Raw genomic sequence first — 20,699 nt, 5'->3', positions numbered from 1 at the left:
ATAAAAAAATGCCTGACAATGATTCCGCCGTCTGGATAAGTTTTGACGAAATGAAAAACTTCATGGCCGATGTTTTCAAGGGTTTAGGCGTTCCGGACGACGAGGCAAAAATCTGCGCCGACGTCCTGATCACCGCCGACAAGCGCGGCATTGACTCGCACGGCATCGGCCGCCTGAAAACCATTTACTACGACCGCATCCGGGACGGAATTCAATCCGCACGGACCGGCTTTGAAATCGTGCGGGAAGCGCCGGCTACCGCCGTCGTGGACGGACACAACGGCATGGGCATGGTGATCGCCCGGCGCTCCATGCAAATGGCAATTGAAAAGGCGGCTAAATACGGCCTGGGAATGGTGGCGGCGCGGAATTCAACCCACTACGGCGCCTGCTGTTATTACGCCCTCATGGCGGTTGAAGCCGGCATGATCGGCATAACCGGCACCAACGCGCGGCCTTCCATCGCCCCCACCTTCGGCGTGGAAAACATGCTCGGCACCAATCCGCTGGTTTTCGGCATGCCGACCGACGAGGATTTCCCCTTTGTCCTGGACTGCGCAACTTCTGTTTCACAGCGCGGAAAGATAGAAGTCTATGAGCGCGCCGGCCGGGAGCTTCCCCCCGGATGGGTTATTGACGAAAACGGCCGCACCCGCACCGACACGAGCCAAGTCCTGAAAGACCTAGTCAAGGGGGCCTGCGCGCTCGTGCCGCTCGGCGGCATCGGCGAGGAAACCGCCGGTTACAAGGGCTACGGTTACGCGGCCGTGGTGGAAATTCTTTCGGCGGCCCTGCAGGGCGGCGCATACTTGAAAATGCTGCTCGGCTTTGAAAACGGCCGCAAGTCGCCCTACCGCCTGGGACATTTTTTCATCGCCATTGACATCAAGGCTTTTACCGCGCTGGACGAATTCAAAAAGACCGCCGGCAATATCTGCCGTGAACTGCGCGCCTCCAGAAAAATGCCCGGCGCGGAACGGATTTACACCGCCGGCGAGAAAGAGCACATGGCCTGGCTGGAACGCAAAGACCGGGGCGTGCCGGTCCCGAAGACTCTGCAAAATGAAATGATTATCATGCGGAATGAACTTGGCCTCACTCAATATAAATTCTCTTTTGAATAATGGGGAATTTATAAGGCTGAACAGCCAGCGACTTGTCCGGCGTAGCCTTGGCGAAGACGGAAACCACGAAGAAGGCAAATAAAGACACAACCATGCTCGCGTATGTGCCGGAGCAGTCCTTTACGCTTCATACGGTAACCAGTTCTTCGGTGTAGCCGGTCGGACGCCGCCGCACGGATTTGAAGAATACCTTTGTTTGTTTCTTTTGTCCATCCACCGAACGGCGGCCTTCAGCGGCGGACGGCTTTGCGGCCGTACGCTGAAAGGCTTGGTTGGAAGCTTTCGTTTTATGCAGTTTGAAACTGCAATGAGGATAATTCTTCCCTGGTCGCCCGATGCGAGATGCCAAGAAACTCTACACCTATGACCCTGTTATCTTTGTCATAGTCCAGTATTACGCCTGGCTGAATTTCTTCAGATTCCACTATCCGGCTCTCATCAAGCCGGAAATAAAGCGCATCACTATCCTTGTCAATTTTAATTCTCATGTTCCCTCCTCAACCGACGATCAAAGAATGCCGTGATACGTTTTTCCGGCATCGTTGTTGTATTTACGATAACTCTGAGCCATCGGTTTTCAAACTCCGGTATCCGTTTCGTAAAATGCCGAGTACCGTCATCATGATTTTCAACTTGGTCCGGCTCATGCACGGTTCGATCAGCCCATTCAAGCCTGATCCCGCGTTCGTTCAGCATGTTTCTGAAATGAACCGTGTCTTACATGCGAAAAATATATCATACCCCGGACCAAATGTCATCTTTATCTCATGCTTCCAACGTCAGCGTTGAGGATGAGGCGCGCCGATAGCCTCCGACGCTTTGTTGGCTGTCAGTCTATCTTCCGTACAAAGTTGATCAAAAATGGACCGGTGCGGTGCATAGAGTTTTCCTAATTCCATCCAAGTCTGTATCTTTGCTCTTGTGAAGTCAGGTTCGGATAACTGGATCTGTCTGATTGTTTCCTTGTGAACATCCTGCCCGAATGCATCAGGTTGAAGAGAAGCGAGATTTTGTCTTTTTACGCCTGCGCGGCGGAACCGAAAAGGACAAACTGACTTTGTCCTTTTGCAATACGGGAGATTTTATGGATAAAGACAAAGTCAATAGTCACGACCTGATAAAACGCTGAAACTGCCGAAAGGCTTGTTCCCACGCCCCCGTATCCCGCGGATGATAAATCTTGATTGGAAACGCCTTCTTGATAATCGGCAAAGCATCATGCAATGACTTAATCACCGCCAGCCCGAGCGCCTGAACCATCAGATTCCCGACCGCCGTCGCTTCCACCGGCCCCGCGCTCACCGGCGCGCCGACGGCGTTGGCCGTGAACTGATTCAAAAGTTCATTGCGGCTGCCGCCGCCGACAATATGCACGATTTTCGTGGACTGGCCGGCAATCCGGGAAATGTCGTCGCTGATGCTCCGGTATTTGAACGCCAGGCTTTCATACACCAGGCGCAGAATTCCGCCGCGCGTTGCCGGCATTGTTTGACGTGTGCGCCGGCAATAATCACTGATCGCTTTTTCCATATCGGGCGGGTTGTAAAAGGATTTGTCATCCGGATCAATAAACGCGGAAAATGGCTTCGCATCCCCGGCCTGCCGGTAAATTTCCGTCCACGCCATTTCCTGTCCTTCCCGGTCGCGCCAGCCGCGGCGCAATTCATGCACCAGCCAGCCGCCCATGCAGTTTTTCAGAAGACGGACGTTGCCTATGCCGCCTTCATTGCTCAAGTTAGCGGAGTAAGCTTCCGGGGTTGTAATCGGTTCCGGAACAAGTTTTCCGACCAGCGACCAGGTTCCGGAACTGATAATGAGCGCTTCGCCCGGATTGTCAACCGGCGCGGCGGCGAACGCGCTGGCGGTATCGTGCGAGCCGACCGCGATCATTTTCGCGGATTTAAGCCCCGCCGCCCGGGCGATGGAAGCATGCAATTTCCCGATTGTTGCGCCCGGCTTGACAATCTCCGGCATCACTTCGCGCGGAATCCCAAGCCTGGCCAGAATTGTCCCGCTCCACTTTTTCTTTCCGGCATCCATGAGCTGGGTTATGCTGGCCCATGTTGAATCAACTTGCACCCGGCCGCACAGAAAATAATAAAAAAGCGAGGGAGCGGGGACAAACCGGCAGGCGGATGCCAGCAAATCGGCGCGGTTTTGCGCAAACCAGAGAATCTGGTTACTGACATTGAACGGCTGAAAATGAATGCCGGTGATTTTATAAATATCATCGGCGGAAATGCGCCGCTTGAGCCGCGTGATCATCGTGTCCAGCCGGTGGTCGCGGTAAGCGTACATTTTGCCGAGCAGATCGCCTTTCGGGGTTATAAAAACGCCGTCGGCCCCCCATGCGTCAATGCCGATTGAATCCAGCGCAGAAGCAAATTCCCGCCGGTAAACGCGCAATCCTTCAATGATATTGGCGTGGATAAAAGTATCATCCCAATACATGCGTTCTTCGGGAGCGCCTGATTTCCCGGGAATAAAGAATGAAACGGGCTCGTAGGAAAAACGATGAATCTCCTTCATGACGAAGGATTTTTTCCTGAACTCGGCGGCGAAGCATTTGCCGCCGGAGGCGCCGAGATCAACCGCGAAACAACGTTTGGGGTTCATGCTAACGCATTTCCTGTCCGCCGGTAACATTGACGGCCTGGCCGGTCATGTATGACGACTGATCCGAGGCCAGGAAAACAACCACATTGCAGACATCGTCGTACACGCAGGGCCGCCGCATGGGAACCTGGTCAATGTATTTCTGCCGGACTTCCTGCTCGCTGATGCCCTGATTGACGGCGTATTGCCTGAAAAGGCTGCCGGTCCACAGGGGCGAATCAAGCAAATTGCCCGGGCAGACCGCGTTGACCCGCACTCCTTTTTCAGCCATTTCCAAAGCGGCGCTCTGAAGCAGGCCGATGGCGCCGAACTTGGAGGCGGCGTAGGCGGAGTTTTTATAGGAGCCTTTTTTTCCGGACTTGGAGTTAATCTGGATAAAGGAGCCGTTTCCGCCGCGGGCCATGAGTTTCAAGGCGTGTTTCATGCAGAGCATCTGGCCGACAAGGTTCACCTCTATCACCTTCCGCCATTTGGCGGCGTCAAATTCGGCCAAGGCCCCGGAGACCAGGATGCCGGCGTTGGCCACGAAAACATCCAGCCCCTGCCACAGATCATCAGCCAGACCGACCAGGGACTCCACTTCGGACTCGCCGGTCACATCGCAGCGTTTAGAACTGACAAGTTCGCCATAGGCCGGCTTTAATTTTGCCGCAGTCGCTTGCAGTTGCTTTTCCTGAAGATCGGCCAGGATAACCCGGCAACCTTCGCGCAAAAGTCTTAAGGCAATCGCCTCGCCCAGGCCCTGCGCGGCGCCGGTTACAATGGCGCGTTTTCCGGTCAACATGCCCCTCTTTGTTAAATTTGCGATTTTACCGGACGTTGCTTTCTGACCGCCGACCTCTGACCTCTGATCTCTTGGTTCTGCCTTCTGCCTTCCGCCTTTTGCCTTCGCTTCGGTCATGGCAGCACCACCACTTTCAATGCGCCGGAGGACGGATCGCTTTGCGCGCGCACGGCCTCGTTAAATTTTGAGAGAGGGAAACGATGGGTTACCAGCGCGCGCCCGTTAATCCTGCCTGAAACCAGCATGTCGCGCGCAGCCAGATATTCGGTCTGCGAGGAACTGTTGGCGCCGTGCAGATTCAATTCAAGGTAATGAATGCGGTTCAGGTCAATCGGCGCAACCGGGTCGGATTTGGGCATGCCGGCGAAAATTGACAAATGGCCGCCGCGCTTAAGCAGCCCGATCCCCTCCGCAACCAGCGCCTTGACAGAGGCGGCCACCACCACGGCGTCAACCCCGCGGCCGGCTGTTTTTTCCTTCACCCACTCGGCCGGGCTTATCCGGCCGCTGTTCACCAGATTATCAAACGGCAGTTTGATTTTTTTCAACAAATCAAGGCGCGGCTGGGAAACATCCATAATCGTTATTTCCCTTGCCCCGCGGGCTTTTGCCACCAGCCCGTTCAAGACCCCGATAATCCCGCCGCCGAAAATAACGGCGTGCGCGCAATTTTCCATGGGAATATATTTCATTCCGTTGACGCAGCAGCTCAAAGGCTCAATAATCGTTCCCTGATCGGACGGCAAGTCAAAAGGCACGGGAATAAGACACCCCTGCCGGACCGCTATTTCGGGCATTAAAATATATTCCGCGAATCCGCCGTTGAACTGGTAGCCCATGGCGATGAAACCTTTTTCGCAGAGATTTTCACGATGGAGGCGGCACATCGGGCACTTGCCGCACCCGATGACGGTCTGAACCACATACTTGCCGCCCTTGACAACGCCATTCACGCCGGCGCCGATTTCAACCGCGATGCCGGTGATTTCATGGCCGACAATCGCCACATCAACCTGTTTTTCACCCGACAAAACCCGCTGGTCGGTACCGCATAACGCGCAGGCTTCTACCTTAAGCAACACCTCCCCTGCCCCAACCTTCGGGACGGGCACTTCTTCAACGACGATCACTCCCGGTTTTTTTATTACAGCCGCTTTCATGTTTAATCCAGACCCAGAGCCGCAGAGGCGGGCCGGCACAAAGTTTACCCATTACGGCCAAAACCGCCCCAGGAAAGATTTTCACCTGCTTTCGTTTTCCGACTCTGTGCCTTTGTCCTTTCTTTTTCCTTGGGTTTCGTCAAACACGGTTTGGGCATATCACGCGCGCTAAACACAAACGGAAATTAACAAAAATGCGATTTATTGCAACATGAACTTGATTTTTCATCGGAGCGGCGGCGGCGCGTCAAAACCGCTGTTTACGCCCGGCCGCCCTGGCCAAGTCCGCCGTCAGCGCAACCGAATTTTTATGAAAGGGCATGATCAGATAAATACCGTCGGATGATTGCGCCAGGCCGGCGACAAGGGCAAGGGCCAACCCCATGCCGGCCTTCAACTGGTCTTCCGGCTTCGGATAGCGCGCAATTTCCTCCACCACCTCCGGCGGAACAGTGATGCCGGGAATCCGGCCGGAACGGACGAATTCAGCCTGCCGGAGGGAAAGCAGCGGCATGACGCCGAAAAATTTTTTCAGCGTAAATTTTGCGAGCGCCTCGGCAACCCGCCCAAAATCATCTGCCGCAAAAACCGGCTGGGTAAAGACAAATTCGGCCCCGGCCTCAACTTTCTGCGCGAGCCATGCGGTCTGGCTTTTCAGCTTGCCGCCGTGCGCGAAGGCGCACCCGGCCGCCAAATCAACTTTTTCAGGCAGGGACTGTCCGTTGACCAAGGCGCCCTCCCGCAAAAGAGCGATAAGCCGCAAAAGCTCAATGGAACTGCGCAAGTCGTTCACGCGGGTTGCAACACGGTCAAAGGCGCCGGCGCCGGGCGGGTCGCCGGTAACCGCCAGCACACCCCGGATGCCGAGGTCGGCCGCGCCGAGCAGATAGGAGGAAACATGCAGGGCATTGGCCTGCGTGGCCGCTTTATGAATGATGGCGGGAATTTTATATTTCTGCTGAAGCAGAAAAGCGCAGGCCATACAGTCGCGGGCCGGATTGGCGGCGGGATTGTCGGGCACGTTAAAAAAATCAATGCCGCAATCGGCCAACGGTTTGACGGCCGCCACGGTGGCGGCAAGATTCCGAGAGAGGGCCGCCCTCACTTCCACCGCAATCAACGGCCTTTTGCCGGAATGCAAAACGGCCCGAACAGGATTATCAAGGGGAAAACTTCCGCCCGCGAATTTTTTTTCAACGCAAACCGGCCGCGCCCCACCCGGCAACCCGGCGGAAACGCCCTGCCCCGCGCCTGAACGGACAGCTCCGGGCGTCTTTTCCTTAAAGGCGCCCGCCAAGGCCCGGATATGCTCCGGCCCGGTTCCGCAGCATCCGCCAAAAACCACCACGCCTGCCCCAAGCCATTTCCGGGCCTCCTCAACGAGCGCTGCGGCCGGGAGGTCGTACCGCACGAGGCCGCGCTCAATGGAAGGCGTGCCCGCGTTCGGATAGGCCAGCAAGGGCAGGTCGGTGTTATCCGCCGCGAGCTTAAGAACCGTTCCGAGATCGTAAGGGCTCAAACAATTGACGCCGAAAACGGCCGGCTTGAATCGATTCGCAAAGGCGATCATTTCCAGCACCGACTTGCGGGCATAGGGACGCGCGATTGACTGCCCGCCGATTGAAAAAAATACGGGCAAATCCGTCCCGCCGGCCGCCTGCAATGCTGCCCGCGCCTCGCTGGGCGACGAAAAAGTTTCCAGCATCAATAAATCCACTCCGCCGGCTTTCAGGGCTTTCATCTGGGAACGGAAATGCGTTTCCAGCAAGCGCGCGCCTCCGCCGGCGGTTGTTACGCCCAGGTCCAGCGGGCCGACCGACCCCGCGACCAGCGCGCGTCCGGCGGCGGCGGAACGGGCGACCTCCGCGCCAAGCGTGTTGATGCGTTCGCATTCTTTCCCCAGTCCGAACCGCTCCAGCCGCGGAAAATTGGCCGCAAAGGTGTTGGTTTCTATTATCCGCGCTCCGGCTTCAATATATTTTTCGTGAATCCGCCCCACCAATTCCCGTCCGGCGGCGTCAAGGTTGGCGCTTTCCGGCGGCATGGTTGTTTTGCCGGAAAGCTCCTGCAGGCGCGTGCCGAGAGCGCCGTCGCCGATGTAAATCTGATCCTTTAAGCGCAACTCCATTTGACTTCACGCCCTTCCTGATTCCGTCAGTTATCCGCCAAATGCAAACAACGGGGATATTATTCTTTTCCGGGCGGATTGTAAACACTGCGCGGGCCGCGGCGTTCATACAATCAGCATGCAGTCGCCATAACTGTAAAAGCGGTATTTTTCCCTGACGGCAATTTCATAGGCCCGGCGGACTAATGCGCGGCCGGCAAAGGCGCTGACCAGCATCAGCAGGGTTGAACGAGGCAGATGGAAATTGGTGAGAAGCGCGCTGACGATTTTGAAACAATAGGGCGGATGAATAAAAATATCGGTGCGGCCCCGGCCGGGCGCGATCATTTCCTCCGAACCCGCCGCGGATTCAAGGGCGCGCACGACCGTCGTCCCGACGGCCACGATTCTCCGCCGGCCGGCCCGGGCATTGTTTACCGCCGCCGCCGCTTCCGGTAAAATTATGAAACGCTCCGATTCCATTTTATGCCCGGCGATTTTTTCGCTCCGGACGGGCACAAAGGTGCCGGGCCCCACGTGCAAAGTAACGCTTGCGCGCTGCACCCCGGTTTTTTCAAGAGCAGCCAGCAATTCATTGGATAAATGCAGGCCCGCGGTCGGCGCGGCAATGGCGCCGGGCGTTTTGGCGTAGACCGTCTGATAGCGCTCGCGGTCCAACTGCCGCTGGAAAGCGGACTCGTTCTTTGTCCGCTTGATATAAGGCGGCAAGGGCGGCAAGCCTTCTTCTTCAAGGATTTTCATAAGATCATGATCGCCGCGCAGTTCCAGCAAGGCGCGGCCGCGGGCGCCGGTTGATTTTACGCACGCTTCCATTTTATCGCCGGCCAGCAGAAGGATATCGCCCGGAGCGGACCGGCCGGACGAATGCAGGAGAACCTCCCATGTGTTTTTTTCGCGCTCTTCAATGAAAAGGATTTCCGCCTTTCCGCCGGTTTTCCTTTTCCTGCCGAAAATCCTGGCCGGGATAACGCGGGTATCGTTCAAAACCATGAGGTCGCCGGCCCGGAGCAGACTCGGCAGATCGGAGGCGCGATAATGAAGAATTTCGCCCCCGGCGCGGCGGACGAGCATGAGCCGTGAAAGTTCACGCCGTGGCGCGGGCCGCTGGGCGATCAATTCCGGCGGCAGATGATAATCAAAATCTTTCGTCAGCATGTTGGCAACAAGGGCAAGACAAGGGATTTTGCGCGAATAAACGGCGATTATATTGATCCGGCTCCGGATACAAGCAAAATAAGCTTGTTTTACCCGCCCTGATAATTACTATTTTCGGAAATACGGCCCGGCGGACGCGCCGGCGGCCAGCCGGAAGTCTCCGGCTGAACCGGAAAAGTTCTTCGTAAAACGGTTATATTTCTTAAAAAACTGCTTAAAAGCAGAATCAGCGAAAAGGATACAATTATGACCATCCAGCCCTGCCGAAAAAAATGGAAAGGCGCCATGAGCGACCGCGAGCGGTTCAACAACCAGATGCATTACCGGAAAACGGACCGCTGTTTCAACATGGAATTCGGCTATTGGAATGAAAATTTCACCCTCTGGCCGATGTTTGTTGAAAACCATGTGACCAATAACGGGGAAGCGGATATTTTCTTCAATTTTGACAAAATCAAGGGCGTTGACGGCAAGGTCTGGCTCTCCCCGCCGTTTGAAAGCAAGGTTGTCCGGGAAACAGAGGACACCCTGATCATGATGAACGGCGACGGACTGCTGGCCGAAGTGCGTAAAGACGGGCAAAGCTCCATCCCGCATTACGTCAAAGCCTCCATTATTACTCCGGACGACTGGAAAAAATGCAAGGCCGAACGCTTGCGCCGCGACGATCCGGAACGGAGGGTGGATGTCGCCCTTCTGCAAAAACAGCATCCGCCCGCGCGCGCATATCCGCTCGGCGTGTCCTGCGGCTCAATGATCGGAAAAATCCGCGACATGCTGACCTTTGAAGGCCTGGCTTACGCCGTTTATGATTATCCGGAGATGGTGGAGGATATGGTGGAAACCGCCTGCGTGCTGGTGGAGGATTTCCTGGACCAGGTCCTCGGCAAAATTGATTTTGATTTCGCCTCCGGCTGGGAGGACATCTGTTTCAAGAACGGCCCGATTGTTTCGGTTGATTTCTTCAAAAACGTTGTCATGCCGCGCTACAAGCGCGTCAGCGGCAAACTCCATGCCCACGGCATTGATCTCTGGTACACCGACTGCGACGGCGACGTGCGGCCGATCCTGCCTTACCTGCTTGAAGGCGGAATCAACTGTCTTTTTCCGTTTGAAGTCAACGGGTGCGCTCATCCCGCCGAATTATTGAACGAATACGGCCGGGATTTAAGGATCATGGGCGGGGTGGACAAAATTCAACTGGGCAAAGGGCCAAAAGCCATAAAAGCCTACCTGGAAACCCTGGCGCCGCTCGTTGAGCGCGGCGGCTACATCCCTTTCTGCGACCACCGCTGCCCGCCGGACGTCAAGCCGGAAGATTACCTGTATTATCTGGATCTCAAGGAAAAAATGTTCGGAATAAAATAGGAATAATTCACCGCCCGCTTCGCTAGGCGCGGAGTACGCGGAGTTTTATCTCTGCAACCTTTGCGTCTCTGCGGTAAATGTTTTAGGAGATCAAAAATGACAAAACGCGAAGCAGTCCGCTGTGTGCTTGACGGAAAACGGCCGCCTTATGTTCCCTGGTCATTCGGCTTCACCCGTGAAGCCTGGGAAAAACTTATCGGTTATTTCGGGTCCGCCGCCGCGACGAAGGCCGGCCTGCACAATCACATATTCATGGGGGGCATCGGCGACCGGCTTGAAAATGTCGGCGGGGGATGCGTGCGGGACATGTTTGGAGTGGTGTGGGACCGGAGCGTGGACAAGGATATCGGCGTGGTCAAGGGGCACGTTCTGCCGGAACCGACCCTGCAGGGGTATGAATTTCCGGACCCGCTGGACAAGCGGTTTTTTGCGGCATTGCCCGCTGAAATTGAAAAACACAAGGATTGTTTCCTTGAATTCGCCATCGGATTCTCGCTTTACGAGCGCGCCTGGACTTTGCGCGGCATGGAAAACCTGATGATGGATTTTTACGACCATCCCGACTTCGCGCGCGAACTTTTCAGAGCAATCGCCGACTTCAACATCGCCCAAATCCGTGAAGCCGTCAAACATGACATTGATGCCGTTCATTTCGGCGACGACTGGGGACAACAGCGCGGCCTGCAGATGGGGCCGGAAATCTGGCGGGAATTCATTTTCCCGGAATTGAAACGGATGTACGGCGAGGCGCACAGGGCCGGGAAATACGTTACCATCCATTCCTGCGGCGACGTGGATGAATTATTTGACGACCTCATTGCCATCGGGCTGAATTGTTTCAATCCTTTCCAGCCCGAGGTCATGGACACAGCCGCGCTGATCGCCAAATACCGTGGAAAACTTTCGTTTTTCGGCGGGCTCTCAACCCAGAAGACGCTCCCCTATGGCACCGCGGATGACGTTAAACGCGAAACGCTCCGCCTGTTGGAACTGGGGCGCGCGGGCGGCTACATCCTCGCCCCGGCGCACGCGGTTGAGGGCGACGTGCCGCTGGAAAACATGCTGGCCTTCATTGATACCGTCCATGAACAGCCTGGATTCAAAACCTGAAAGGCGCGCTTGCCCCGGTATCGGGAAAAATGCAGGTCAGGTTTGCGTTACCGGTACGCCTTGCCGTATTCTTCAACTGCTTCGATCAGGGCTTTGATGTTTTTCAGGGGAACGTCCGGCTCAAGCACGTGCGTGGGGGCAAGACACAGGCCGCCGCCGCGTCCCACTTCGGCGATCATCTTTTTGGCCGCGCCCTTTACATCCGCGACGGAGCCGAACGGCATGGTGGTCTGCGTGCCGATAGTTCCCCAGAAGGACAAATGCTTCCCGAATTCTTTTTTAACCAAAAGCGGATCCATGCATTCCGGCTGGACCGGATTCAAAATGTCAAGGCCGATTTCAATCAAGTCCGGAATAATATCAAAAATATTGCCGTCACTGTGATAAAACACCAGGATTTCAGGGTTTATTTTCTTCGCGAGCGCGATATATGACCTGAATCGGGGCTTAAACAAATCCCGCCAGATTTGCGGCGCAAACATCATGCTCTGCTGGGCGCCCACATCGTCGCCGAGGAAGAGAACATCGATTCCTGTTGGCACCATATTTTCGATCCTTTCCATGTTTACGTTGAAAATTTTCTCAATCAAGGCCTCGCACCACAGCCGGTTTTCATAAATATCAACAAGGAAATTCTCCGGCCCCCTGAGCGAACGCGCGGTTTCATATGTTGAGATGGTATCTCCCTTGACGATAAAACCCCCGGCATGGAGGGCGTCAACCTCCGCTTTTTTATTCTGCCAGCGATAAGGGCGGCCCAAATCCGGCGCAGGATAATTTTCAATATCATGGATGCCGGAAATATCGGCCAGCGGCGATTCACAGTGCATATAACCGTCCGGCTGATGCGCTACCCCCCATTCGCTGACGATTGCATCCGCGGAAAGATTTCTGCCCGAATAGTATTTTGAATAGTCATTCATGTTTTTCGTCGGTTCCGCCACGACCTTCCTGAGGCCATTCCTGGCATGATAAAACCTGCTTTCCAAAGACCGTTCAATATCCGCCCGGCCGGTTTCCTGCCGAAGTTTCGCGACCAAGGCGCCGGTGAAAACATATGTAAAAGGCACAAATTCCGGATCCCGGCGCCGCATGGCGCGGAAAAAGTTTTCCCGATATGAAAGGTTTACAGCGCTCATAAGGCAATCCGTATTTCGTTTTTTGTTGTCTTGTTTTCCCGCAAGGCAATCCAAAGCATTTTGTTTTCCTCGTCAAAACACCAGCCTTGATCCTTGAAACCAACCGCCGCGCTTGGACCAGCCAATGCGCTTTGATTCAACCTGATATTTTCAGGCGGAGCGGAAACATGGATTTTAAGAAGATAATTTCTGGCGGTCGGCATATCGGCAAAACCCCCCGTCCGCGGCCTTATGTCAACATGCAGAGTATCGTTTTGTTGCCTTGTTTTGATTTCTGTCGTGGCAAAGCGTCCGTTTTCATATTCAAGGCTCACGCCGTCGTCTTCATACAGCAAGAAACAGCTGTCAGCGCCTGGATAAACATCAAGCATCATGTTTACCCACGGCCGCCGGCCGACGCATTCCATACGCTCAACCATGGGGATGACGGCGCCGGCGCGGACAAACAATGCCCCGCCCCTGTCCGTCGGAATGTTGCAGGCCACCGTTGTTCCGCCGGTATATTGTTTCCCGCTCCAATAATCCAGCCATTTTCCATCCGGCAGGTATATTTTGTCGGTAAAAGCGCCCACCAATAATTCATGACCAAGCATGTACTGATTCAACAGGCCAAAAGTGTTTTTATCCTGCGGAAAAGCCAAGGGCATGGGCCGTATAATCGGCATTCCGGTTTTAAGGGACTGATAGGCATAACTGTAGATATAGGGAATAAGCTGGTAGCGCAGTTGGGCATAGAATTTGAAAATAGCCCCAAGCTTTTCGCCCAACAACCAGGGATGCGACCATGTGCCGAAACTATTTACCTGCGACCAGGGTTGCAGAAAGCCGAAGTGAATTCCTTCCGGCGTGAAGACATTCATATCACAAGTTGTATAAGTTTGCGCGCAGAATGCCAGATTCAAACTGGCAATCAGGGATTTTGGACCGCCGCCGGTATCACCCGCCCAAGTTCCAGTATACCGCTGCAGGCCGGCCCAGCCGTTGGGCGTAAAACAAACCGGCCTTTTTTTGGTATATTCCTTAAAGCCTTCATGCATCTGCTGCACGTATAAGAGCGGATAGAGATTGTGCATTTCCAGGTCGCTCATGCCGTTGGCGTATAATCTGTCCGGGTGTTCGTGGGTCTGTTCGCAGCCGTCCTGCTTGAAGAAATCCACGCCCATCTCAATAAATTTCTTATGATGCTCAAACCATGGTTCCTCCGGTATGGTCAACTGGTCCAGTTTGTGCTCATACCTGAAGGCCGGGGCGTGCGGCATCAGGGGAAATTCCGCTTCGTCCTGCTCCGGCGCATTGAAAGCCGTGTCCGGTATGGCCGGGTTGTTTAAACCGGATAATTTTATTTTTCTTTCAGCCTCATAGCTTAAATCATAATTGTTTCCCTCCCAGAGCCCGAATTTGAAGCCAAGCCGCTTCAGGGCGGATATAAATGTTCGGCCTCCTTTCAGCGACCAGGGGGGAATTCGAAATCTTTCCGGATGCCATTCCTTTTTAGTTGACAAGTCGTAAAACGCCTTCATCCAGCCTGGTTCCAACCCAATGACATCGCAGGGTATTTGCCGGTCACGGAACTGCAGGGCGTTGTCCACCACTTCCCGGTCGTCCGCATACATCCTGCAGAGGAACCATAAGCCGAAAGACCAAAGCGGCGGCAGAGGCGGCTTGCCAGTCAAATCAGTGTAACGATCAAGAAGGGATGAAAAGTCAGGGCCGGGAATAAAATAAAAATCGGGCATGCCGCCCATGGCCTTCCAGTAATACTTCTGATTATCCGACGCTCCCATGTCAAAATAATGCTTCCATGTGGTATTGACCAGGAACGCGTAACCATTGGTGCTCAGGAAAAAAGGAATCGGTATGTAATTTACAACGTTTCTGATCCACATGATTGCCTTACTGCCGCGATGTTCCATTTTTTCCCGGTTTTGATCGCCAAATCCAAAAAATCGCTCATCCGCCCCAAGATTCATGTTGACCTTATAGCCGCCGCTTTTGGAAATTTGAAAACCGTTCCCGGGGCTGGTGCCGGCAAGGAGATTCCCATTGGAATCGAGGAAATTGATGGAAAACGGATTTTTGACAATTTCGACAATTATATCCGCGGCGATGCCCTTTAACACATTGTCATCTTCCTCCACTTTAAAACCGGATCCCCCGGCACTCTCCCTTATAAAACCGTATTTGTTCATTGCCGGAAGGAGATAATCATCGCCGGAATTCGCGCAGCTAACCCTGGTTATTCCTTTGTCCAAGAACAAAATCCTGACCTTTAGCTTGTTGTCGGTTTCGATTTCCAAGCCTGTTTTCATTAATTGATGTTTAAACATGACACTTCCTATGATTATTGGACTTCAAGGCGCGCGCCGTTTGTTTCCATGACTTCCCGGTACCACCAAGCCGAGTCCTTGGGAATCCGCCTGCCGGTTTTATAGTCCACGTACACCAGTCCGAACCGCTGCCGATAGCCGTGCGCCCATTCAAAATTATCCATGACGGACCAATGAAAATAACCGATGCCTTTCACGCCGTCCTTGATGGCGCGGCGATATTCAAGGAGGTAACTGCGGATAAAATCTATCCTTTGCGGATCGGGCACGCGGCCATCCTTATGCACCCAGTCGCAATTTGCCATCCCGTTTTCCGTAACCACAATCGGCAGCTTGTATCGCTCGTGGAAAAAGCGCGGTCCCCAATACAAAGCGTCCGGCGCGATGCGCCAGGCCATTGTTGTCAACGGAGGCCCATCCTGTCCCGGCATATTTTCCCATCCGCCGTTGCGTTTTGCCCGGACGGTTTGAGCGCCGTAAATGTTGATTCCGTAGAAGTCCAGCGGCTGACATATTGTTTTCAGGTCATGCGTCCCTATCCGCGGCATATCATGAGCAAACAGTTTCAGCCCGTCGGCCGGATACCGCCCCAGAATCATGGGGTCCGACCACCAGGTGTTGCTCCAGCAGTTTTTCGCGGTAACCGAGAAGGTAGCGCGGCGGGCCGCATTTACATCGGCTCTGCCGGAGCTGGCCGGCACTTTCAGCGTTCCCACCAGGGCCGCTCCAATTACCGGCTTTTGTTTTGCCCGCGCCCTGATGACCTGCACCGCCTTGCCGTGCGCCAGCAGCGAATGATGGCCGCAGCGCAATACCTCCGGAAAATCCAATTGCAAACCGGGCGCGTGCACGCCGCTTTGATGCCCGGACCCGATATAGCACTGCGGCTCGTTTTGTGTTATCCAATGCGTTACGCGGTCGGAAAGCCTGTCAACCACGGCTTGCGTGTATTCAGCAAACCATGCAGGACTGTCCGGGTTCAACCATCCGCCCCGACAGAAGAGTTCATACGGATAATCCCAGTGAAAAAGCGTCACCCACGGTTGCACATTGTTCGCCAGCAGAACATCCACCAGGCGATCATAAAAGGCCAGTCCTTTCGGATTCACGCGGCCGGTTCCAAAGGGAATCACGCGCGGCCAGGATATGGAGAAGCGATAGGCGCGCACGCCGAGCCGGCCCATAAGCTTCGCATCTTCGCAATAACGATGGTAATGATCGCAGGCCGTCTTTCCGTTATTGCCTTCCCAGATTTTATCGCGCCAGCGGCACATCATGTCCCAGACGGAAAGCCCCTTGCCGTCTTCAAACGCGGCTCCTTCAACCTGGTAACTTGCCGCCGCCACACCCCAGATAAAATCCTTCGGAAAACTCATGGTATCTTCCCTATTATTGATTTTCTTCATTATAGACGCGAATCTCATACACGCCGACCGGCGTCTTTTGTCCCAGCGGGTCATTTTTCGCATCGCCGCCAACGGCGAACACGGTCAACCTTAAAGCATCCGAGGTTACAGCGTCAAAGACCGCCTTCCGGCGGCGTTGATAATTGCCTTTTTCCTCGTAAACCACTTTCCATTCCCCGCCAAGTTTGACGGACAATGCCCAGTCCCTGGCGCATTGTCCAGCTTTCCAGAATGGCGGCATGCAATGATACGGCTTTCTAAGACAAGTATCAAACGAGACCAGAATGACGTTAAATTTCCGCGGCTTGTCAAATCGGAGCTCAAGCGCTTGGGGCATCGGGACGCCGGAAATCCAGAGGTTCGGCATTCCATAAGGCCAGCCCCAGCCGTTGTTCACGTTCCGAGCCTGATAAGGCTCAGGCTGGGGATCAATGCGCACAGCCAACGCGCCGCCATCGCGGTGACGGCCGGTATCCTGCCGCCAGAATTCATAGGCCGGCAGTTCCGTCTCGTGCGGCTGGAATCGGTTTAAAAGACGGTTCTGCGGCTCGCATCCTCCGGGTGAAACCTGTAAATACTCGCACGCAACGCCGGCCGGCAAATTAATGGTTCTTGCCCAGCGCACTCCCGGAAATGCCTTCAAAATAATGCGATGCGGCTTGCCGGGGATTATCCGCGCATCCAGTTTTGCCCTAACCCATCCCTCTGAATTTGCCGGGACTTTTATTGAAGTTTCCCGGACTACAAGCCCCGGCTCCTTTTGCCAGATTGTCTCAAGCTGCTGCAATGCCATGCCAAGTTCCACGGACTGCGCGTTCGTGTTTTTAAGATAAAAATCAACGTTGTTGACGTGATCGTGCGTAAGCGGCGCCACCACCGCCAAAGCATTGTCCAGCGGAATATATTCACCGGGAATCAAATCGTCCATCTTGAACGGCGATTCGCCGGCCGCATAAGCCCGCGCCGAAAGGGCAAGATCGCGCCCATCGCTGTTCCTGATCCCCATCACATGCGCATCATCTTTTAACAACTGCTGCTGAATGACGGCAACATGATTTTTGGCCGGGGCCGCGGTTTGGCGGGGCGACAAATCATGCGCAATGGCGTAAACGGCCGCCGTGCCGACCGCCTGGCCTTGCATGGCCGTCGTCAGCATGACCCTGACCGGCCCCAAGGCCACATGAGTAACGCTGATATTGCGGCCCGCCATCCAGAGATTGGCGACATTACGGCTGTATAACGCCCTGAGGGGCAGGGAAAACGGCGCAACGTTCGCCCAGCCCTTGTAATTCTTGTCCCCGGAGGATGGTTCCGGGTGCTCGGCCTTGTTCAAGATGCCGCCCATAATGTGCACATCAATAAACCAGCCGGCGTAGGCAACGCGATCCGGCCATTGCCGGTCCTGATGGCAGTCATGCTCCGTCAGGATAATATCCCCCGCCAGCCGCCGCGATTCGCGCTTGCCGGGCACCGCGCCGACCCATTCCAGCGCGTAATTTTGCGCCGCCTCTTTTTCCGGCCCGTAATTCTTGATATAATTCCAAACTCCGAAAAGATGTTTCAACAGTTCGGCGCGCACTTTCTGCATGTCATTGATCTGATGATACGGCGCGCCGATTTCAATCCACCAATATCCGAGATAGTCGTCGGAATGCGCAAGTTTGTATAGCGGGCGATACGCGCCGATTTCAGCCTGGGTCCTATAAAGGATGGCGTCCGGCGGCGGAACAAATTCAATCGGGCGTTCCGTCTTGCGGGCGTAAAAATACAGAGTGCTGCCCATTGTTTGCGAATCGGGTTTTAACGGCGCCAGCGGCTCGTTGAATTCGCCCCGGCCTTCGCGGCCATAACGGAACTCGGCGCCCGCCAGCGCCCCGACCGTGGCGTCTCCCGTGCAATCGGCGAAATGTTTGGCGTAAAAAATCAATTCCCGCTCTGAAGCAAGCTCGTGTCCATGCACAGCGACAATACGGCGTTGATAGGGCGACTGCTCCCGCCCCAACGGCTCAACTTCAACATTATAAACAACCGTATTGCAGTATAAATCCAGGTTTTTTTCATTTTTTACCGCCGCATCGAGCGTCAGATCATAAATACTGTTGGTTATACTAAACGGCTCGTGGCTGCGGCTGACCACTTCGTGCATCAACTCCCCGACTATCCCGGTTTCCCGCGTCCAGGCGTTATACTCGGCCGAACCAAGCGGACATACCCGGACCTCACTTGACGAGTTTCCGCCCAGGACCGGACGATCCTGGACTAAGGCCGTTTTGACGCCCTGCCGGGCGGCGGCAAGCGCCGCGCATACTCCCGCCAATCCCCCTCCAACCACCACAAAATCATACGATAATTTTTCCATGATTCGTTGCTCCGTCCCGAAGCAGTCCAGGCCTGCGGCTCAAAAAAACTCTCCTGATTTTTCAACTCAAAACAACCGCCTGAAAAAGCGCAAAAATCCCGCCGACAACCTCTCAAACTGATTTTTGAAAAAAGCGCCCCGGCCGTCTTTGCCGTTCCGGCTGCCCCGGCCAGAGACAGCATTGACGGCAAACCGGTAGTTTTGCCCCTTGTTATCATCAAATCTTACCGTCCCAAAATCATCCGCCGACGAACAGCAAAACGTGTAAACCCCGGGTTCCAGGTTATCCAGCTTGATTTGCACGGTCGGGGACGCCCTTTCGGTTTTTTTCCACTGCCAGACCTCAACCCATGCCGCGAATACCTGCCGGTCAAAATCAAATCTTCCTTTTTGCGCATCCGGCTTATCTTCCGAAAAACTCAGGAAAGGATTTTCCCGTTGATAATATACCGTTCCCTGAACCGGAAAGTTTGCCCGCCATTCAATCATGACCGACTTTCCTTCCATCCTTGCGGTCGGCGTCATTTCCCCGAAATCAACATGCTTGTTCAAGTCAACCAGCGCCTTTGCCAAGCGGGGACGGAAATCATATATGGCATCCGGATTGCCGTCATCCATGACCTTGTTGTCAAATTCATCCAGGATGGCTTTGGCAGAGACAGTGTCTACGCCTTTCTCCTTCGCTTTCCGTATGCTTTCCTCCAGCAGATAAATGGCGGTATAATCTTCTATCCCATCGCGCCATATCTCCCATCTCCGCGACGGCACCGGCCCCGTTCGCCATCTTATATCGTGATAGGCAACCGCTCCATGATCCCCGACCCACCAGCTGTACTGGTCCGAAAAATCATTATATCCAGAATTGGGGAACCATTTTTCTTTCCAAGGGACGTACATGCCCTCGTATCCCCAGAAACCGCCGCCGTCCGTTTTATAACGCCTGATCGCCCACGCGCTTTTCCGGACAACTTCCAGGGGAGAAGCATGCTTATTGCTTATTTTATTGTTATAGAATAATATTTTTCTTCCCGGTTTCCGCATAACCTTCATGGCCTCCTCATTATACAGGAGACTGTTTCCGTACGGCCCGTAAGGACTCCAAGCATCCATATTGTCCGCGACCCTTTTCACAACCTCCAGCGTGGTGGCCCCTCCGCATGTTGTGAATATTTTCACGTTCGGATCTGTTTTTTTGACAAAGGCGGCTGCGTCAGCCAATATGTCGGCATGCTTGGGGAACGGCTCATCAAGCAACTGAAAATAGAAATCATCGTAACCAAGTCCCATGCCTTGCATGTGCGCGACAAAGGTTTTCAACCATTCGGCCGCCGTCTCTTCGCATTCGGGAGCGAAAAAACCAACCAGCTTGCTCCCGAAATAAAGAATCGGCTTTATCCCATACTTCTTGTAGAGCAGCATGAAATCATCAAAATACGGCAACGCCCGCGAATCCAGCATTTCCCTGACTGTTCCTTGCGAATCAAACGACGGGAAAGGCAATATCCAGCCCTGCACCCAGGCCATCGTGCAGTAATGCTCGGACAAATCCCTGACATACGTTTCCAGCCTGTCCCGCCTGATGGTGCTGGGATGGCCGCTGCCCCAGTGTGGAAAATAATTTATTTCACATGGCTTTTTATCCGGCAAACAGACGGGGAATACTTCCACCTGGAGTTTCTTTTTAAAAGCCGCCATGCCCAGGGTGTCCACAACGTAAAAATCACCTTCATAAACACCCGGCGGGATTCCCTGTGTGTTTATGCTCAACCAGATTTCCCGGGCCTGCCCCGGCGCCACGCTGACGGCCCGGGACTCGTTCAAAAGCGGCAAGGCGTCGGAGATAACCGGCTGACTCTGAGGCCCGACAAAAAGGCCTTCCCTTATTTCCATCCTTTCCGGATCAATAAAAAAACCGGGCGCGCCTTGCCCCGTCAAACGCCTTAAAATAACCCGGAATGTTTTCGGCTCCGGCGTAAAATTGTTGATGACAAAGGACGCCGGTTCCCTCTCGTTCATAAAGGCT

The 20,699-nt window shown here is 54.4% G+C and carries 15 protein-coding genes and 1 pseudogene; 4 read left to right on the top strand and 12 right to left on the bottom strand.

All coding sequences use genetic code 11. The features are described from left to right. Nucleotides 1-8 precede the first annotated feature (8 nt). Complete coding sequence (locus PHP98_07020) at nt 9-1,124, top strand: Ldh family oxidoreductase (GenBank protein MDD5483386.1); 1,116 nt, start codon at nt 9-11, stop codon at nt 1,122-1,124. Nucleotides 1,125-1,411: 287 nt separating this feature from the next. Here PHP98_07020 and PHP98_07015 read toward each other — a convergent pair whose 3' ends face one another. From PHP98_07015 to queA, 7 genes and pseudogenes are all read right to left on the bottom strand, one after another. Then, a complete protein-coding gene (locus tag PHP98_07015) occupies nt 1,412-1,612 on the bottom strand; it encodes a DUF2283 domain-containing protein (GenBank protein MDD5483385.1) in 201 nt (66 codons plus the stop codon). Then, nucleotides 1,602-1,826 (bottom strand): annotated as a pseudogene (locus PHP98_07010) (DUF4258 domain-containing protein). Before PHP98_07010 ends, PHP98_07015 begins: the two are co-directional and overlap by 11 nt. Nucleotides 1,827-2,231: 405 nt before the next feature. Beyond that, nucleotides 2,232-3,740, bottom strand: a complete 1,509-nt coding sequence (locus tag PHP98_07005) for a rhamnulokinase (protein MDD5483384.1) — start codon at nt 3,738-3,740, stop codon at nt 2,232-2,234. Between the two features lies 1 nt (nt 3,741). Then, nucleotides 3,742-4,524, bottom strand: coding sequence for a sorbitol-6-phosphate dehydrogenase (srlD, locus tag PHP98_07000; protein ID MDD5483383.1), 783 nt, complete (start codon nt 4,522-4,524; stop codon nt 3,742-3,744). Nucleotides 4,525-4,637: 113 nt separating this feature from the next. Then, nucleotides 4,638-5,684: an alcohol dehydrogenase catalytic domain-containing protein gene (locus PHP98_06995; protein ID MDD5483382.1), complete on the bottom strand. Its 1,047-nt coding sequence runs from the start codon at nt 5,682-5,684 to the stop codon at nt 4,638-4,640. A gap of 247 nt (nt 5,685-5,931) precedes the next feature. Further along, nucleotides 5,932-7,812 carry a homocysteine S-methyltransferase family protein gene (locus tag PHP98_06990; protein ID MDD5483381.1) on the bottom strand — a complete coding sequence of 627 codons (1,881 nt, stop codon included), beginning with the start codon at nt 7,810-7,812 and terminating at the stop codon, nt 5,932-5,934. A 105-nt stretch (nt 7,813-7,917) separates the two neighbouring features. Then, nucleotides 7,918-8,967 (bottom strand): tRNA preQ1(34) S-adenosylmethionine ribosyltransferase-isomerase QueA, encoded by a 1,050-nt coding sequence (gene queA, locus PHP98_06985; GenBank protein ID MDD5483380.1) that lies wholly within the window; start codon nt 8,965-8,967, stop codon nt 7,918-7,920. A 246-nt stretch (nt 8,968-9,213) separates the two neighbouring features. Here queA and PHP98_06980 point away from each other — a divergent pair, with 246 nt between their 5' ends. Both PHP98_06980 and PHP98_06975 read left to right on the top strand, forming a co-directional pair. Beyond that, nucleotides 9,214-10,335: a uroporphyrinogen decarboxylase family protein gene (locus PHP98_06980; GenBank protein ID MDD5483379.1), complete on the top strand. Its 1,122-nt coding sequence runs from the start codon at nt 9,214-9,216 to the stop codon at nt 10,333-10,335. Between the two features lie 96 nt (nt 10,336-10,431). Further along, nucleotides 10,432-11,445 (top strand): uroporphyrinogen decarboxylase family protein, encoded by a 1,014-nt coding sequence (locus PHP98_06975; GenBank protein MDD5483378.1) that lies wholly within the window; start codon nt 10,432-10,434, stop codon nt 11,443-11,445. Nucleotides 11,446-11,492: 47 nt separating this feature from the next. On the opposite strand, the gene PHP98_06970 is transcribed toward PHP98_06975, so the two are convergent. Both PHP98_06970 and PHP98_06965 read right to left on the bottom strand, forming a co-directional pair. Then, on the bottom strand, nt 11,493-12,584 hold the full coding sequence (locus PHP98_06970) for a uroporphyrinogen decarboxylase family protein (GenBank protein MDD5483377.1): 1,092 nt from the start codon (nt 12,582-12,584) through the stop codon (nt 11,493-11,495). Beyond that, nucleotides 12,581-14,368 carry a glycoside hydrolase family 31 protein gene (locus tag PHP98_06965; GenBank protein ID MDD5483376.1) on the bottom strand — a complete coding sequence of 596 codons (1,788 nt, stop codon included), beginning with the start codon at nt 14,366-14,368 and terminating at the stop codon, nt 12,581-12,583. The genes PHP98_06970 and PHP98_06965 overlap by 4 nt, the downstream gene beginning before the upstream one ends. A 9-nt stretch (nt 14,369-14,377) precedes the next feature. On the opposite strand from PHP98_06965, the gene PHP98_06960 reads away from it, so the two are divergent. Beyond that, nucleotides 14,378-14,701, top strand: coding sequence for a hypothetical protein (locus tag PHP98_06960; protein MDD5483375.1), 324 nt, complete (start codon nt 14,378-14,380; stop codon nt 14,699-14,701). A 224-nt stretch (nt 14,702-14,925) separates the two neighbouring features. Here the strand turns inward: PHP98_06960 and PHP98_06955 are convergent, their stop codons facing one another. The 3 genes from PHP98_06955 to PHP98_06945 all read right to left on the bottom strand — a co-directional run. Then, entirely contained in the window at nt 14,926-16,287 is a 1,362-nt protein-coding gene (locus PHP98_06955; GenBank protein ID MDD5483374.1) for a GH1 family beta-glucosidase, read from the bottom strand. Nucleotides 16,288-16,300: 13 nt separating this feature from the next. Beyond that, nucleotides 16,301-18,676 carry an FAD-dependent oxidoreductase gene (locus PHP98_06950; GenBank protein ID MDD5483373.1) on the bottom strand — a complete coding sequence of 792 codons (2,376 nt, stop codon included), beginning with the start codon at nt 18,674-18,676 and terminating at the stop codon, nt 16,301-16,303. Nucleotides 18,677-18,742: 66 nt separating this feature from the next. Further along, a partial coding sequence (locus PHP98_06945) for a hypothetical protein (GenBank protein MDD5483372.1) occupies nt 18,743-20,699 on the bottom strand: 1,957 nt, incomplete at its 5' end.

The organism is Kiritimatiellia bacterium (genome assembly GCA_028715905.1).
Lineage (GTDB): Bacteria > Verrucomicrobiota > Kiritimatiellia > JAAZAB01 > JAAZAB01 > JAQUQV01.
The sequence above is the reverse complement of the archived record's forward strand: the minus strand, read 5'-3'. Positions and strand labels throughout refer to the sequence as shown.

Coding starts and splice junctions, on each gene's coding strand:
- PHP98_06970 (MDD5483377.1), bottom strand. CDS start 12,584: ATGAGCGCTGTAAACCTTTCATATCGGGAAAACTTTTTCCGCGCCATG.
- PHP98_06980 (MDD5483379.1), top strand. CDS start 9,214: ATGACCATCCAGCCCTGCCGAAAAAAATGGAAAGGCGCCATGAGCGAC.
- PHP98_06995 (MDD5483382.1), bottom strand. CDS start 5,684: ATGAAAGCGGCTGTAATAAAAAAACCGGGAGTGATCGTCGTTGAAGAA.
- PHP98_06990 (MDD5483381.1), bottom strand. CDS start 7,812: ATGGAGTTGCGCTTAAAGGATCAGATTTACATCGGCGACGGCGCTCTC.
- srlD (MDD5483383.1), bottom strand. CDS start 4,524: ATGTTGACCGGAAAACGCGCCATTGTAACCGGCGCCGCGCAGGGCCTG.
- queA (MDD5483380.1), bottom strand. CDS start 8,967: ATGCTGACGAAAGATTTTGATTATCATCTGCCGCCGGAATTGATCGCC.
- PHP98_06965 (MDD5483376.1), bottom strand. CDS start 14,368: ATGGGAGCGTCGGATAATCAGAAGTATTACTGGAAGGCCATGGGCGGC.
- PHP98_07015 (MDD5483385.1), bottom strand. CDS start 1,612: ATGAGAATTAAAATTGACAAGGATAGTGATGCGCTTTATTTCCGGCTT.
- PHP98_06955 (MDD5483374.1), bottom strand. CDS start 16,287: ATGAGTTTTCCGAAGGATTTTATCTGGGGTGTGGCGGCGGCAAGTTAC.
- PHP98_06950 (MDD5483373.1), bottom strand. CDS start 18,676: ATGGAAAAATTATCGTATGATTTTGTGGTGGTTGGAGGGGGATTGGCG.
- PHP98_07005 (MDD5483384.1), bottom strand. CDS start 3,740: ATGAACCCCAAACGTTGTTTCGCGGTTGATCTCGGCGCCTCCGGCGGC.
- PHP98_07020 (MDD5483386.1), top strand. CDS start 9: ATGCCTGACAATGATTCCGCCGTCTGGATAAGTTTTGACGAAATGAAA.
- PHP98_06975 (MDD5483378.1), top strand. CDS start 10,432: ATGACAAAACGCGAAGCAGTCCGCTGTGTGCTTGACGGAAAACGGCCG.
- PHP98_06960 (MDD5483375.1), top strand. CDS start 14,378: ATGCTTCCATGTGGTATTGACCAGGAACGCGTAACCATTGGTGCTCAG.